General features: G+C 41.8%; 16 protein-coding genes. 4 read left to right on the top strand and 12 right to left on the bottom strand.

Annotation, left to right across the window (positions count from 1 at the left end):
• Positions 1 to 2: 2 nt before the first annotated feature.
• Both kduI and F5613_RS07490 read right to left on the bottom strand, forming a co-directional pair.
• Entirely contained in the window at positions 3 to 845 is an 843-nt protein-coding gene (gene kduI, locus F5613_RS07495) for a 5-dehydro-4-deoxy-D-glucuronate isomerase (protein ID WP_079681873.1), read from the bottom strand.
• Between the two features lie 173 nt (positions 846 to 1,018).
• Positions 1,019 to 1,747, bottom strand: a complete 729-nt coding sequence (locus tag F5613_RS07490) for an SDR family NAD(P)-dependent oxidoreductase (protein WP_179399289.1) — start codon at positions 1,745 to 1,747, stop codon at positions 1,019 to 1,021.
• Positions 1,748 to 2,040: 293 nt separating this feature from the next.
• Here F5613_RS07490 and F5613_RS07485 point away from each other — a divergent pair, with 293 nt between their 5' ends.
• The 3 genes from F5613_RS07485 to fldA all read left to right on the top strand — a co-directional run bounded on the left by F5613_RS07485 (position 2,041) and on the right by fldA (position 4,304).
• Positions 2,041 to 2,796 carry a LiaF transmembrane domain-containing protein gene (locus F5613_RS07485; protein WP_079681871.1) on the top strand — a complete coding sequence of 252 codons (756 nt, stop codon included), beginning with the start codon at positions 2,041 to 2,043 and terminating at the stop codon, positions 2,794 to 2,796.
• A gap of 15 nt (positions 2,797 to 2,811) precedes the next feature.
• Positions 2,812 to 3,636 (top strand): LytR/AlgR family response regulator transcription factor, encoded by an 825-nt coding sequence (locus tag F5613_RS07480; protein ID WP_179399288.1) that lies wholly within the window; start codon positions 2,812 to 2,814, stop codon positions 3,634 to 3,636.
• A 155-nt stretch (positions 3,637 to 3,791) separates the two neighbouring features.
• On the top strand, positions 3,792 to 4,304 hold the full coding sequence (fldA, locus tag F5613_RS07475) for a flavodoxin FldA (RefSeq protein WP_179399287.1): 513 nt from the start codon (positions 3,792 to 3,794) through the stop codon (positions 4,302 to 4,304).
• 68 nt (positions 4,305 to 4,372) lie between these two features.
• On the opposite strand, the gene F5613_RS07470 is transcribed toward fldA, so the two are convergent.
• Entirely contained in the window at positions 4,373 to 5,227 is an 855-nt protein-coding gene (locus tag F5613_RS07470; RefSeq protein ID WP_218858897.1) for a hypothetical protein, read from the bottom strand.
• Between the two features lie 219 nt (positions 5,228 to 5,446).
• On the opposite strand from F5613_RS07470, the gene F5613_RS07465 reads away from it, so the two are divergent.
• On the top strand, positions 5,447 to 5,947 hold the full coding sequence (locus tag F5613_RS07465) for an NUDIX hydrolase (protein ID WP_079681866.1): 501 nt from the start codon (positions 5,447 to 5,449) through the stop codon (positions 5,945 to 5,947).
• Positions 5,948 to 6,019: 72 nt separating this feature from the next.
• Here F5613_RS07465 and glmM read toward each other — a convergent pair whose 3' ends face one another.
• The 9 genes from glmM to F5613_RS07420 form a co-directional block, all read right to left on the bottom strand.
• The gene (glmM, locus tag F5613_RS07460) at positions 6,020 to 7,408 is read right to left on the bottom strand and encodes a phosphoglucosamine mutase (RefSeq protein ID WP_079681865.1); all 1,389 of its coding nucleotides are present in this window, start codon (positions 7,406 to 7,408) and stop codon (positions 6,020 to 6,022) included.
• Positions 7,409 to 7,417: 9 nt separating this feature from the next.
• Positions 7,418 to 7,987, bottom strand: a complete 570-nt coding sequence (locus F5613_RS07455; RefSeq protein WP_079681864.1) for a DUF4827 domain-containing protein — start codon at positions 7,985 to 7,987, stop codon at positions 7,418 to 7,420.
• 79 nt (positions 7,988 to 8,066) lie between these two features.
• The gene (locus tag F5613_RS07450; protein ID WP_079681863.1) at positions 8,067 to 9,116 is read right to left on the bottom strand and encodes a DHH family phosphoesterase; all 1,050 of its coding nucleotides are present in this window, start codon (positions 9,114 to 9,116) and stop codon (positions 8,067 to 8,069) included.
• Positions 9,117 to 9,153: 37 nt separating this feature from the next.
• Positions 9,154 to 10,746 carry a ComEC/Rec2 family competence protein gene (locus F5613_RS07445; protein WP_179399285.1) on the bottom strand — a complete coding sequence of 531 codons (1,593 nt, stop codon included), beginning with the start codon at positions 10,744 to 10,746 and terminating at the stop codon, positions 9,154 to 9,156.
• 6 nt (positions 10,747 to 10,752) lie between these two features.
• A complete protein-coding gene (gene rpe / locus F5613_RS07440; protein ID WP_079681861.1) occupies positions 10,753 to 11,403 on the bottom strand; it encodes a ribulose-phosphate 3-epimerase in 651 nt (216 codons plus the stop codon).
• Between the two features lie 40 nt (positions 11,404 to 11,443).
• The gene (locus tag F5613_RS07435) at positions 11,444 to 11,623 is read right to left on the bottom strand and encodes a hypothetical protein (protein WP_139376532.1); all 180 of its coding nucleotides are present in this window, start codon (positions 11,621 to 11,623) and stop codon (positions 11,444 to 11,446) included.
• A 79-nt stretch (positions 11,624 to 11,702) separates the two neighbouring features.
• Positions 11,703 to 12,296: an RNA polymerase sigma factor gene (locus tag F5613_RS07430; protein WP_179399284.1), complete on the bottom strand. Its 594-nt coding sequence runs from the start codon at positions 12,294 to 12,296 to the stop codon at positions 11,703 to 11,705.
• A 199-nt stretch (positions 12,297 to 12,495) separates the two neighbouring features.
• Positions 12,496 to 14,085 (bottom strand): OmpP1/FadL family transporter, encoded by a 1,590-nt coding sequence (locus tag F5613_RS07425; protein WP_179399283.1) that lies wholly within the window; start codon positions 14,083 to 14,085, stop codon positions 12,496 to 12,498.
• A gap of 62 nt (positions 14,086 to 14,147) precedes the next feature.
• Complete coding sequence (locus F5613_RS07420) at positions 14,148 to 15,506, bottom strand: hypothetical protein (protein ID WP_179399282.1); 1,359 nt, start codon at positions 15,504 to 15,506, stop codon at positions 14,148 to 14,150.
• Between the last annotated feature and the right edge of the window lie 48 nt (positions 15,507 to 15,554).

Raw genomic sequence — 15,554 nt, 5'->3', positions numbered from 1 at the left:
GATTATTTAAGATCTTCGGTAGCACAACCATCCATATCGCCGTAATCCAGATTCTCACCGGCCATACCCCAGATAAAAGTATAGTTGCTGGTTGCACAAGCCGAGTGAATCGACCATACAGGCGAAATCACCGCCTCTTCATTCTTCATCCAGATATGGCGTGTTTCGTCGGTCTCGCCCATAAAATGACAGACAGCCTGACTTGAAGGCACTTCAAAGTAGAAATAAGCCTCCATACGACGGGGGTGTGTATGTGCCGGCATTGTATTCCAAACACTACCTGGCTTAAGTTCGGTCATCCCCATCTGAAGCTGGCAGGTTGGAAGAACCTGTTGTACAATCATGCGGTTTATCACACGGTGGTTAGAACCTTCCAGGCTACCCAGTTCGAGGATATTCGCTTCGGCTTTGGTAATCTTCTTGTCGGGATACGTACAATGCGCCGGAGCCGAATTAAAGTAAAAGTGCGCCGGATTGGCACTGTCCTTGCTGCTGAATCGTACGTTTCTATCGCCTTTTCCCAAATACAAAGCCTCTTTATAATCAAGTTCGAACGTTTGTCCGTCTACCTCTACAAAACCAGAACCTCCTACATTGATAATACCAAGCTCACGGCGCCACAAAAAGAAGGGAGCGCGTAAGGGATCAATAGCTGTTAATTCCATCGTTTCGGATACTGGAACAGCACCTCCAACAATCAGTCGGTCGTACATAGTGTAGACCAAATTAATTTCGTCGGCAACCATCAGATTGCTGATAAGGAAGTCTTTTCTCAACCGTGTTGTGTCGTAGCTTTTGGCATCGTCAGGGTGCGCGGCGTAGCGTACCTCATAATTTAGTTTCATATGTTCTATTTTAATATGGTTTTCGTGATATGGTTTGCTCAAATGTAGATATTAACTCAATACAATGCAAATAATATCAAAATAGTATAATAAAATGATATTTTAGAGGATGCTGCCGCTTCCTGAAGGTCTGTGTTGGTTGTTGAAAAGTGTCGGGATTTTCCTTCGGTAACCTATTTATTGCTTATAGAAATGCGCTCCCATATCCATCGGGGAATAAGTCTCCAGAAAAAGACAATTATCGCATAACGTTTATCAATTACAACCACACGTTCTTTACGTTTGATCGATTTCATGATCTTGCGGGCTACACTGTCCGGTTTCATCAACATGGGATAGGTACCCGTTTTAAGTAAGGCCGTTTCAACAAATCCGGGGCGGATATCCGTAAAGACGACTGGCTGCTTTTCCATGTGTGCAAGTTGGGCAAGTGCATCTATATACAGATTCTGAAATCCTTTAGTGGCCGAATAGGCAGGGGCCACCCCCAATCCTTTGGTACCGGCAATGGAACTGATAACAGCCAGGTGCCCTTTGCGCTGTTCTTTAAAATACTGATATGCAAAAGTTACCATACGTATAAAGCCAACCACATTGGTCTGGGCCGTGGCAAGCTCAATATCCGGATTCAATTTCCGGTTCTGGTTCCCTACCCCCGCACTCAGGATAAACAGATCCATCCCTCCCACTTTATCAATAAGCCTCTGCAGTTGTTGCGGAGAATCTGTTTCCGTAACATCTATCTGTTCAATCTCAATCTGGTCGGGGGCCGAAGATTTGAAGATCTCCAACGTTTCAATACGTCGCCCGGCCACACCTACCCGCCAACCCTTCTTTACATATCCTTTGGCAAGTTCGTATCCAATACCCGATGTAGCCCCTATTATGATTACTTTTTTCATTTGTACTTTTATATTAATAATATGATATCCGGAAATCTGCTCCGGTTTTGGTTATAAAATTAATTGAATTTAGCCTTTATGCAAAAGCCTTTTTTGATTTATATTAGATCGGTATGGATTAGTAGCAGCTTCATAATATACCTTCGTGTATTTTATTATCTTTGCAATTGAGCTTTGTTTGTCGGCTTTTTTCGGCTATTCATCGCTTTTTTGCAGCTAATTACCTATTTACTATTGATATAGCAAAAGATACCATATAGTTTTGTGGTATATTCATTTTAATACTAAAAAATATGGAAATTATTAATCCTCCTCAAGACCGCAAAGATTCCGAGCGCTCGGAACAGCCCAAACCCGGAATGCCCAAATCTGTTCTCCTACCCGTTTTATTTATAATAGGTGGTATTCTTTTTCTTTTCAGAAATCTGAATATGATTGATAATACGCTGTTCGGAATGTTTATTTCGTGGCAAACGCTGATGGTTGTAATCGGAATATTTTTATTAGCCAATAAAAATTATCCCGGCGGATTGGTAGTCCTTTTTCTTGGAACGGCCTTCTGGGCAGAAAAAATAGGAATGCTTTCATCCGGCTTCATGTTCACCTTCTGGCCGATAATATTTGTGATTATAGGGGTTGGCATACTTATTAAAAGAGGCAGCAAGGATTCCGAATATTACCACAGGAACAAATTCACAACAGTCAACGAAAATTCCGGCGGTTATGTGGATTCACGGAACACCTTTGGCGATGTAAAACGGATTGTACTGGATCCTGTTTTTAACGGCGGATACGTTGAAAATGGTTTTGGAGCCACCCGTATTGATTTCAGAAAGACCTCTCTTCCTTTGGGCACCACGGTGCTGGATGTGAATTGTTACTTTGGAAGCATCGAATTATATATTCCGGGTGAGTGGAATATCCGGAACGAAGCACATCCTTTTCTGGGTTCTTCGGATGATAAACGGATGGACCACGGAAGTGCTAATTCGGATCGGACATTGGTTATAAAGGGTACGGTTACGTTTGGAAGTTTAGAGATCAAATAATAAGACGCTCGTACCATGCATCCATTTCTTGCTTCAAAGAAAGAAAAAGTATCGATCAGTCTGCTTACTTTGTTGGCCGTAACCAATCAATGGATCTTGTTGTATCTATATGTAGATATGCCATTCAATGTGATTACGGCCGACAGTTTGTTTTCTGTTTTTCTTTTTGCCTGTCTGGGATATCTGCTATGGTACATGGTTGATGTAACAAGGGCTCCTTTACTTGAAGCGCTGGTTGCTTTTTTAACACTGGGACTTTGGCTGTCTCTTTCTTTTGCCAGTCTCTATTTCTTTGATTATGCCGACGGACAAATAGACCATTACTTCATTCGAACCCTACCCATCAGGGTTCTTCTGGGCATTTTATGTTGGGTTATCTTGTTGCAGTGGTACCGGTTATGCAAACTAAAGGATGTAAATGATTCCATTGAAGTAAATTGTCAGACAACTACAGAACCGTCTGGATTACCTGATAATGAAGAACCGAAGGAATCCCTGCAGAAGAATGAGATTACAGATCATATTGCGGTTAAATCCGGAACAAAAATTCATATCGTACGATTGGACGAGCTTTTATACCTGCAGGCGGAAGGTGATTATGTGATGCTTTTCTCCGCAAGCGGGCAATACCTTAAAGAGCAGACGATGAAGTATTTCGAGATGTGTTTACCTCCTCATCGGTTTGTTCGCATCCACAGATCGTACATTATCAATGTGGAACAGATTCTCAGGGTCGAATTATATGGAAAAGAGAGCTACCATGTTTTGCTGAAAAACGGTAAATGCCTGCGAGCCAGCAGTGCCGGTTATAAGTTGCTAAAGGACAGGTTGTCGCTCTAACTTGCCCGCAGCTCATACCTACATATAATGATTTTACAACCAAAGTATACCTATAAATAGGGATTTTATAGTCTTTGCCTGTCTGCTATCTTTGTGAAATAACAAGATTGTAGTCTTACAAAGCTTACATGTTTACATTTTTAAATTAACTCCGTATGAAAAAAATAGGTATATTTTATGGTTCCGGAACAGGAACAACCGGCGAAATTGCCGAACGAATTGCTGAGAAACTCGGTTTGGGCAGCGAGCATGTATACGATATCTCATCGGTGGATCTGAATGTGTTGACTCAATACGATTTGTTGATATTGGGTACTTCCACCTGGGGTAGCGGCGATCTGCAGGATGATTGGGATAATGCCATCGGTAAAGTAAAAAAACTGGATCTCTCGGGCAAGGCAGTAGCTTTATTCGGATTGGGTGATTCGGGATCATTCAGCGACTCTTTCTGCAGTGGTATGGGTATACTCTATCGCGAATTACAGGGCAGCGGCGTTACATTTTATGGATGGAGCGATCCGGAAGAGTATGAGTTTGAAGATTCCGAATCGGTTGTGGACGGGAAGTTTGTAGGTCTGGTTCTGGATGAAACAAATGAAAGCACCCTCACCAACGGTAGAATTGATAAATGGATTGATTTACTCAAAAAGGATTGTCCTGCCAGCTGATATTTGATTCCTTCCTTTATGCTGCAGTTTAGTTCTGCAAAATAAAGGAAGGTACTCGCAGCTTATAATTAGGAAGTCTGTGGTAAGTAGATACTTATTTCATTGCCTTGACCGAAATGATTTCCCGACTCTATCCAGCCATTTTGTGCTTTAACAACTAAGTTTACATAGTCAATCTCCTCTTCCTGTCCCTCATTTTCCTTTTCCGGGTCCTGACTATCAGCTTTTATCCGGTGGTTAGCTCTGCTATCTTGCATGATATGAAGAACGCCGTCGCCCTCCACTGTAAGGGAAAATACCTGATTCTTTTTTTCTGTTATCAATTGAATGTATGTATTACCCGGCGAGAGAGCTACCAGCTGATCAACAATGATATATATAGCACGTATCAGATGCTCTTTATCGGCTTTTATCAGGGGAGAATCCATTCTATCGGTAATGCGGATGGTAAGAGGCATCGTACTTTCGTTGATGCAGGTGTTTTTTAATTCTTGTAGAGCCTCAATAATATTAAATTCAGAAACATTCCGTACGTAGAACCCCTCTTGTTCTTTTTCGATAAACAACATGGCCTGGATCCGGTTCTCGCCCTTTCTGAGTTCGGAGAATACTTGCTTGGGGTTGTTGGCATTGGCGGCCGACTGAGATATAGTATGCAAGGTAGATGATACTTTGGTATAAAAATCCATTTTAATCTGGTTTATCTTCCGCTGGTGGTTAAAAGAATAAACAAGAATAAAAGCTCCCATAATAAAAAGCATGAATGTTACCAACGATGAGATATAAAGGAGTATCATGTCGTGAGAGAAATACTTAAATAGAATTTCATAGCTCTTTCCAAGCAGTATTCCCTGCAGTACCAGAAGCAGCACAGCGACCAGACCACATAATATCCATGGCATATATAGATATTTACCTTGCATTTATTATATTTTGAACAAAAATACAATTTTAATCAAGCTGACCAATTAAATAACGGGAAATTATTACGAATTAATATATCCAATCTTATTTTCTTACATCTTCTATAACATTTATCATTCTATCGTAAAAGATAAAGTTCATTATCTTTGCATTTTATCAATGAGTGTTTCCTTGCTAATGAAGGTAAGGGAAGTATAGTATACATATAATAATTAGCTATGCAAAAAGAAGAGTGGTTTCCGTTGGTCGACTCCGATGGTTCCGTTATAGGAAAAGCAACGCGTAAAGAGTGTCATAGCGGAAGTAAGTTGCTGCATCCGGTTATCCACCTGCATGTTTTTAATGATGCTGGTGATCTGTTCCTTCAAAAACGCTCCGAATCCAAAGATATACAGCCGGGTAAATGGGATACAGCTGTAGGTGGTCATGTAGATTGGGGTGAAACAGTAGAAGACGCTCTTAGAAGGGAGGCTATGGAGGAACTTGGAATTATTGGTTTTACTCCCCAGCTTGTAACTTGCTATGAGTTTGAATCGGAAATTGAGCGTGAACTGGTTCATACCTACAAAACTACTTACAATGGAGTTATCTTGCCTAACAAAGACGAAATTGAAGAAGGACGCTTCTGGACGCTGGCCGAAGTTAAGGCTGGTATGGGTAAAGGAATCTTTACGCCCAACTTTGAAGGAGAATTGGATAGGGTGTTACCCGACTTATAACACTAAGTAATTTTTGTAAATAAAAAAAGGAGAGTCTTTAGGACTCTCCTTTTTGATTTGTATTTTGGATTGTTATTTACACATTTCGTGAATGATGCTAATTAACTGGCCTCCTAATTCGTCGGCTTCCTCCATTGTATGGGCTTCCGAATAGATACGGATAATCGGTTCCGTATTACTTTTACGAAGGTGCACCCACTTGTCCGGGAAGTCTATCTTTACACCGTCGATATCGGTAATATCGTTGCCTGCAAACTTTTCCTTTACCTTTTCTAGAATGGCATCCACATCAATTTCGGGGGTAAGCTCAACTTTCTGTTTTGAAATGAAATAAGGAGGATAGCTGGCGCGAAGCTCGCTTGCTTTCATTTTTTTCTTTGCCAGATGACTCAGAAAAAGAGCAATCCCTACCAAAGCATCGCGTCCGTAATGGCTGGCAGGATAGATAACACCTCCGTTGCCCTCGCCTCCGATAACGGCATTGGTTTCTTTCATTTTGGCTACCACATTTACTTCTCCTACAGCTGCTGCCTGATAGGTACAACCATGTGCTTCGGTTACATCACGCAAGGCACGGCTTGAACTAAGGTTACTTACCGTATTACCGGGAGTATGACTCAGTACATAGTCGCTGATAGCAACCAGCGTATATTCTTCACCAAACATTTCTCCGTTTTCACATACCAGGGCCAGACGGTCCACATCCGGATCAACAACAAAGCCAATATCTGCCTTTGCATGTTTCATCAACTCTGATATTTCAGTAAGATGCTGTGGCAGCGGCTCCGGATTGTGTGCAAAGTTTCCATGAGGCGCACAATGTAATTTGAATATCTCCTTTACGCCAAGTGCATAAAGCAGGTCGGGTAAAACAACCCCTCCTACAGAGTTTACGCAGTCGATAGCCACTCTGAAATTGGCAGCCTTAATCGCTTCCACATCCACCAGGTCGAGATTCAACACACTTTCGATGTGTTTCTGTTTATAGGTTGTATCTACAGTAACCTTTCCCAACGAGTCTACATCGGCAAAGGTAAAATCTTCTGAAGCAGCTATTTCCAATACTTCATTCCCTTCGGCAGCATTCAGGAATTCACCTCTTTCGTTCAACAACTTGAGGGCATTCCATTGCTTTGGATTATGACTGGCGGTGAGGATGATTCCTCCGCAGGCTTTTTCCATAGTAACAGCCATCTCGGTTGTGGGGGTAGTTGCCAGATCAATGTCTACCACATCAAATCCCATTCCGGTAAGCGTTCCTAGAACAATCTGTTTTACCATCGGACCGGAAATACGGGCGTCTCTACCAACCACAATTTTGTTGGTGTTCGATTTTGTGCTTTTTCTAATAAAGGTAGCGTATGCCGCAACAAACTTAACAATTGCCAGCGGGCTTAATCCATCTTCGGGCTTGCCTCCAATGGTTCCCCGAATACCTGAAATAGATTTAATCAGTGTCATAAGTTATATTTAATCAAATTGATAGGTCACTAAATCATAATAGACAGGAGTACCGGCGCTCTGCTGTGAATAGGTACCGATTGTACTTCCCACCTGGAAAGGTACGATAAGTTTCACTCTGGCACGGTCGCCCACATATTGCAGCGGAGTTCCCAAACCTTCGCTCAGGAAAGCGTTAAATGCATTATTATCTACTTGTGTACTGTAATTTCCATATTTAAATTCTACAGGAAATTTCCAGCTGCTGAAGTTCTCGAAGGGTATAACGGTATCAGTATCCAGCAAAAGACCTTTAAATCTTGTCAGCACAGTTGTTTGACTAAGCACGGCCCGGGTTCCGTTACCGGAATCAATTACATGCATATAAACATCGTTGGGTAACAAAACAAATTCTTTATCCTTAAATACGCCATTCTCAGGATAGTTTTTCAATACAACAATTCCACTGTCGCGGATCAATGCCTCGATAGCTTTCTCCTGAGCATTCAGCATATCGGTATACGATTTGGTTTTATCGCCACACGATACAACTGCCAGTACCGCACATAGAATCAACAGAATATTAAAACTTTTTTTCATCTCTAATTTAAATTCGTTAGGACTGATTGCCCGTTTATATTAACATTGAACGACAAAGATAAATAATCACCGTAACATCTTACTTATGTTTGATAAAATCTTCGGTATTATTAGGATTAAATTCCGTTAAACCTTGTTCAAACCTTTTTATTGCATCTTCCAAAGTACCATAAAACTCGCCACCGGAAGCATTCTTGTGCCCTCCGCCATTAAAATATTTGGCAGCAAATTCGTTGCAGGGGAAATCGCCCACCGAGCGAAGAGATATTTTAATGTAGTCGGAATCTTCGCGGATAAAGACTGAAAAAGATACACCTTCGATACTGAGGGGTAAGTTTACAAAGCCCTCTGTGTCGCCAGTCTGGTAGTTAAATCGGTTTAGCTCTTCCACCGACAAGGCAATCATTGCGGCCTGCATATCATGGTGCACTTTCATTTTCTCATACAGCACATAGCCCATCAAACGTAAACGTCCTTCAGAATAAACCTGATTAATACGTCGATAGATCAAATCCTTATCTATGCCTAATTTTATCAGCTCACCGATTATGGTATATATTTCCGGGTGATTGGAATTATAGGTAAATGCTCCGGTATCGGTCATCATCCCTGTATAGATACATTCGGCTGCGTTTTTATCAATCAGGTCGAACAAGCCCATGCGGCAGATAAACCTGAATACCATTTCGCTGGTTGATGAAATGTTGGGGTAAGACATCGTTACGTTACAAAACTCAACCGGATGCAGGTGATGGTCGATCAACACCTTACGGGCTTCCGACTTCAATACCGGGTCTGCCAGTTTCTCAATTCGTTTGGGATCGTTAAAGTCGAGACAAAATATCACATCCGCATCACTGATCAACTGTTCAGAAAATTCGGGATACTTCTCGTAAATTGTTACATCCTTGGTTCCCGGCATCCACTTCAAAAAATTGGGATAATCATTGGGAACAATCACCGAAACATTCTCTTTCCCATAGGCATTAAGGAAATGGAACAATCCAAGAGCAGATCCTATCGCATCTCCATCGGGTGAAACATGGGTTACTATTACAAAGCTCTCTCCTTTTTCTATATATTTATGAGCTTTCTGTATCTTGTCTTCGTGAATGATTTTTGTAATCATAGAGTTTTGTTTTTACTAGGGCAAAGGTACTACTTTTTTATGGACCAGCGTATACGAATCGGGCTTTTAGCATTAATACAAATACAATTAGTAAACAGCCAAGTGCCACCAGCAGAGCATATGGAGCACGGCGTTGCAGGTAATAAAGGAAAAAACCGATACTGCCGTAGCTGACCAGCATCTCCCAAAATCCAATTGAAAAACTCACGGATGCTCCTGGTATTCTGCCAAAAGACTTTACAATCCAAAGTATCCATCTGCATAAAAGCTCGATGATTTCCTGTCCCCATACAGGATATCCCAAGCCAACAGAAACCAACGACCATGCCACAGTTAATGGGATCAACAATGTGGATAAAGCGGCAAGGGGAAGATTGGTAAATAAAAATACCAATGAAAACTTACCAAATACATATAAACACAGCGGAGTTGTACCCGCTTGAGCAGCCAATGTAACGGATGTCCAGTCTCTTGGAGCCGCAAGCAAGGGATTTCGGATAGTGAGCAGACTGTTTAACCTAGGCTGCAAATACAAAATAAAGAAAACCGCAATATAACTTAACTGAAATCCGGCATCAAATAGAAACCAGGGATTGTACACAAGCATAAGAAAAGCCGAAGCAGCCAATATATTGTAACTATCGGCACGCCTGGAAATTAATCGGCCAACAAGAAAGAACGTGAGCATAAGTCCGGCTCTTACTGCCGGTGCCGACAAACCCGACACATATACAAATCCCCAAAGGAACGTTATGGTGAACAGAAACCGAATCAGACGAAATCCGACCGTATTGGGAAAGGCTGACAGCATAAAAGAGATAAATGTACAGAAAATTGCTACATGGAAACCGCTTACCGAGATAATATGCATTACTCCCGTCGTAGAAAAATCCTTCAGGATCTCTTTATCCAGGGTAGCCCGGTGACCAAAAGTGAGTGCTGCCAACGTTGATTTTGCCGTTTGAGGAAGCGACAACTGATTGATCTGGTCGGCCAAACGCTGCCGAAAACGCAATGCTTTATGCTTTAGCGATAACGAGCTCTCTTCCAAATCACCAATAATCGCATAATCGGCACAGTAACCGGTGGCCACAATTCCGTTAGAACGAAGGTAATGCAAATAACCCTGTGGCTCGTTTCGCTGACCAACGGGAGTAAACCGCATATTTAAAAGAAGCTTTTCGCCTGGTAAAAGAGAAGATATTAGAGTGTCTTTCGGAAAATAAACCTGAACACGCCGGTCCATTATGCGCTTTTGATCGGCTGGGGAAGAGAGTAACTTCATCTCGCACAGGATGGATTTATTCTTCTCGACCGGAGAATCCTCAAGCTGAGCCCACACCTGTATTCTTTTTTCTGTTGGAAAATTCCATCTTAGCCTATCTTCATGAAACTTCATGTTTTGCATCGCAAGGAAAAGCAACAGTGAAGAGAAAGCAGCTCCCCACACCCATTTATATTTGTATAAAGGTTTGACTTTGGGGTGCATGGCGACCAGCATACCACCCACTCCCACAATCAGCAACGTCCAGGTAAAGATGGAGGATGGAAGATAGATTTGAAGTAAGATTCCGGTTAACAATAAAAAAAGCGGCCTCGTAAAAGGCCGCTTTCTGATTTCATTTATCATTGCTATTTATATTGCCTTGAGTTGCCGGATAGTTTCGACCGGATCGGGCGATTTAAAAACATAATTACCTGCTACCAACACATCGGCTCCCGCATCAACCAGACGTTTTCCGGTTTCGGCATTCACACCACCGTCCACTTCAATCAAAGTTGACAACCCTTTACGGTCAACCAGTTTTTTTAGCTCTTTCACCTTTTCTACCGAATGCTCAATAAAGCGCTGTCCTCCATAACCGGGATTAACAGACATAAGCAATACCATATCCAGTTCCTGAATTATATCTTCAAGTAAGGATACAGGTGTATGGGGATTAAGAGTAACTCCGGCTTTCATTCCGGCCTCCCTGATAGCAGTAATGGTTCGGTGAAGATGTGTACAGGCCTCGTAATGTACATTCATCATATATGCACCTGTAGCTGCCACCTCGTTAATAAACTTCTGTGGTTCAACAATCATTAAATGCACATCCATCGGTTTTTTACAAACATCCTTCAGAGCATTTAATACAGGAAAACCAAAAGAGATATTAGGAACGAATACACCGTCCATAATATCCAGGTGCAACCAATCGGCGTCGCTGTTATTTATCATCTCCACATCACGCTGCAGATTCAAAAAATCGGCAGAAAGTAAAGATGGTGCAATTTTATGATTCATAAATTCCTTTTGTTTTTTGCAAAGATAGACAAAAAGGAATTTAATTCATAAAAACAACACATTTGTCTGCTGTCTTGACCGGAGCCACAAACATTATACGCGCCAACTGGCATAATAAAGTCAACGTATCGACAGAAGGCTCTGAAACAACCTCGGTTGTAAGTTCCGGTATACGGATCGTTGTGAATTCCTGATTGCTTTGTGTAGAAATAATTTTCATAGGCATCATTATTAATATATTCACACTAATAACGACATGCCTTTACACATATTGCATGAAATACACTTTTTAATATTTTTTACACCAACGAAAGCTCCATATTATGATCTTCGGCTAGTTTGCGCATATTCAAAATTGCGTAGCGCATACGTCCCAAAGCCGTATTGATGCTTACTCCGGTAAGATCTGCAATTTCTTTAAAACTTAAATCCTGATAATAGCGCATTTCCAAAACTTCACGTTGGTTATCCGGCAAATGTTTAATAAGCTTTTTCACATCCGACAATACCTGTGTCCGGATCATCTTATCTTCGATAGTGCAGTCGCAAAGCTTGCTGTTATTAAACAAATCTACCTCAACATCATCATTGGATATGGTATTCTCTGCCCGCTCCTGACGGAAATAGTCTATAATCAGATTATGCGCAATGCGGGTGATCCATGCCTTGAACTTTCCGTTATCGGTATATCGTCCCTGTTTGATCGTTATGATAACCTTCACAAAGGTTTCCTGAAAGATATCCTCTGCAAGTTCACGATTACGTACGATAAAATAAATATACGAATGAATACTGCTTTTGTAGCGGTTCAATAGTGTATCGAATGCAGCATTAGTGCCTTGTGCATACATCATAACCAACATTTCGTCGGTCATCGATTCAAATCTGTTCATTACTTATATGTTTTTAATTTTATGGAGTAATGATATGCAATAGGCAGTAGGGGTTTAAAGTTTAACAATATTATTTAGTACAAATAAACTAAGATTACTTAAGACTCACAAACATTTATTATGTAAAAAAAAAAGAATTGTCCCCTACCCGTACCTTTCTTGTACGAATAGGGGACATTAGACAACGAAACCCTTTTTATCAGAACTTATATCCTAGTGTAAGAGCTACGCGTGTTGTATTTGTTTTAAGAGAAATTGCATCTGAATCTACCATTATATCTCCATTATCCAGGAATGTTCTTGAGAAAGTAAATGCATCTTCCTTATATGTCTTATAAACACAGGCCAGGTCTGCATAGAAGTTTGGAGTAAAACGATAACCCAAACCAACTGTAATATAATCAGATCCCTTATCCACTGTATAGTGAGGAAGCGTACCTGCAGTAATAACCTCTACATCTCCGTTCTTAAGGGCAGTCTTAACCGGGCTGGATTGCCAGCCGGCACCTGCTCTTACAGCAAACTGAGGAGTTACTTTAAATTCGCCCCCCACCTTTAACAGACCGCTGGTACCAAAATCTTCCTTAATAAAATTGTTGGCATCCATCTCTCTGTCATTCACATCCTTCAAACGCATTCCTTTAAAGTTTGTCAACTCATAATCCACGCTTAACAGTCCGTACTGACCAATTACAGCAGCCGCACTAAAAATCCATTTGTCGGGAGTACGAAGTTTATAGTCGGCATAAACCTTATCGGGTGTTGAAGCATCCATTTTGGAAGGATTATACTGAGCAATGTCCGTTCCGGCTTCTGCATGGAAATAGTCGGTCATCTTATACCACGTTGGAGAATTATAGGCAACCCCCATACGAAGGAAGTCGACCGGTCTTACAATGGCACCCAGATTAAAAGAATATCCGGTACCTTCTGTAGTCAAACCATTATCCAGATAAAGATAATCGCCTCCTTCAAAACGCTCGTCGTATATAGAAGATATACTATAATTAATGTCTGTAACAGCTAAAGTAGCACCTAAAAAGACACTGTTGGAAATATTCGTTGCAAATGCAAAGTTATACTGATCTACAGCACCCTTTTCAGACACATTCAAAGTCGTGTTCTGGGGACTGTCTGCATACCATATAGTACCTGTTGCATCCATTGTTCCAAAACCCGAATGATAATTACTCCGGTCAGTAGGAAAAGATCCGAAATAACCAGCTTCATATCCTAATACAGACATCCATGGATTATTAGGATTATTATAAGGATCGTACGAATCTTTTACATAAATAAGGTCATTTTCATGAATCCCATATGAAATATCAGCTGCATAATCGGCCAAAGAATAAGCCTGTGAGCCGGACAACCGGTAATTACGATTGAAATTTTTCAAACGGTTGTATGATAGTCCGATGTTCCAGCTCATAATCCCTGACTCGTTGGCCGTAGGGAAATAACCTACATACGAAAAATTATCAAAGCTAAGTTTCGACTTATCGTCTTTTGAAACATTGCCATTCCAATTCGATTTAGTATCAATCGATGAGAGGCTAAGTGTACCTACAACTTCCGAACTACGATATATACCCAGACCAGCCGGGTTGGAGCTCATGGCAGAGGCATCCCCTCCCAGAGCACCGAATGCACCGCCCATACCCAGGTAACGGGCGGTTCCATTAAGATCTCCCAGAGAATATTTATAGGCATCCATCTCTCCCTGCGCAAATGCAGACGCTCCAGAAAGGAACAATACAGATGCAACTAAGCAAACTATTTTTTTCATCACGTAAAGTTTTATATCAACAATTTTCTTGAATATACTCTCTTCAAACACAAGTTGCAATATTAGCGTCTGCCACCGCCGCCACTTGAACGGCTGCTACCTCCACTACTGCTGCTACTGCTTCCGCCGCCACTGCTTACTCCACTGGAACGGCTGCTACTGCTGCTTGAAGGCGAGCTGTATGAACTGCTGCTGCGAGAGCTGCTGCCGGATGGAGAAGAATAACTCTGGCTGCTGCGGGTTGCCGGCTGACCGGAATAAGATGACCGTGAACTGCTGCTTCTGGACGGAGTATACTGCTGTCTGCTTGAGCTATAGTCTGAAGATTCGCTGCGTATAGTCCGGGTACGTGTTGACGGGGCTTCCGAACGACGGATAACCGAGCCACCCGAGTTCATACTGCTGCGGGTTGATGTTCCTTCGGAAGAACGTACGGAAGACGAACGGCTTGAACGGCTGCTGCCAACCACATCCGAACGATCGATGATAGACGAACTGCGAACAGACGAAGCTCCGCTTCTTGAACTACGCATCACACTTGTGCTACGGTTTGAACTGCGCAGGCTCATATCGGTTCCACCTACGGAAGATCTGCTTGAGCGACCATTTACGTTGCGTCCAATAGCCGAACGGCCATTTGGCATGTGCTGGTAAGGAGATGAATAATAGGCATGTCCGTAACTTCCTCCCCAATAATGGTGGTGTCCGTAGTAGCCTCCATAATAACCTCCGTAATAACCACCCCAACCCCATGACGGGCCATACCATGAGCTATAATACCACGGGCTGTAGAATCCACCCCATCCCCAAGAAGGTCCATACCATGAACTGTATCCCCAAGGGCTGTAATACCATGGATCGTACCAGGAAGAATACCAACTATACCAGGGAGATCTCCATCCCCAGGAATTGCCGATATTAATATTAAAGTTCACACTTGAACCTCCGTCGGCGTATTCTGTTTCGTAATCGTAGCCGTAATATCCGTCACTAAGGAAAATATTTACATTATCAGCACCGGCAATTGTTACCTTGCTGGGTGAATGATAACGGATAATTCTTTCAGAATATTCTGTATCCGAACGACGTTCATTGACTTTAACCGAATCTTCAGCTGCATAAGCACCCTCTTCTGCATTGGCATATTCTTCGCTTCCATTAGAATAACGACGGTTGTAGGCATCAATCTCGTCATCAGAAAGAGAAGATGCTGCTTTTGCATTGGTTGATGCGTTCATTTGAGCTGCAGTTGCAGTACGCTGAGTTTGTTTTTGGGGTTCAACAACCTTTTTCTCCTCCTTTTGTTCCTTTTTTTCCTTTTTACCGGAGAAGTATACATCATCATAAAAAACTTCCTGTCCGAAAGCCGTTGAAGCTACCAGAAGCATAAGAAGCAAAGATGTCAGTTTAATGGGTTTCATAATTTATCCTCCTCAACATTTTATTATTACAATTTAGACTACTTTTAC

The sequence above is a fragment of the Macellibacteroides fermentans genome, assembly GCF_013409575.1.
Lineage (GTDB): Bacteria > Bacteroidota > Bacteroidia > Bacteroidales > Tannerellaceae > Macellibacteroides > Macellibacteroides fermentans.
This window is presented reverse-complemented; position numbering and strand designations above follow the sequence as displayed.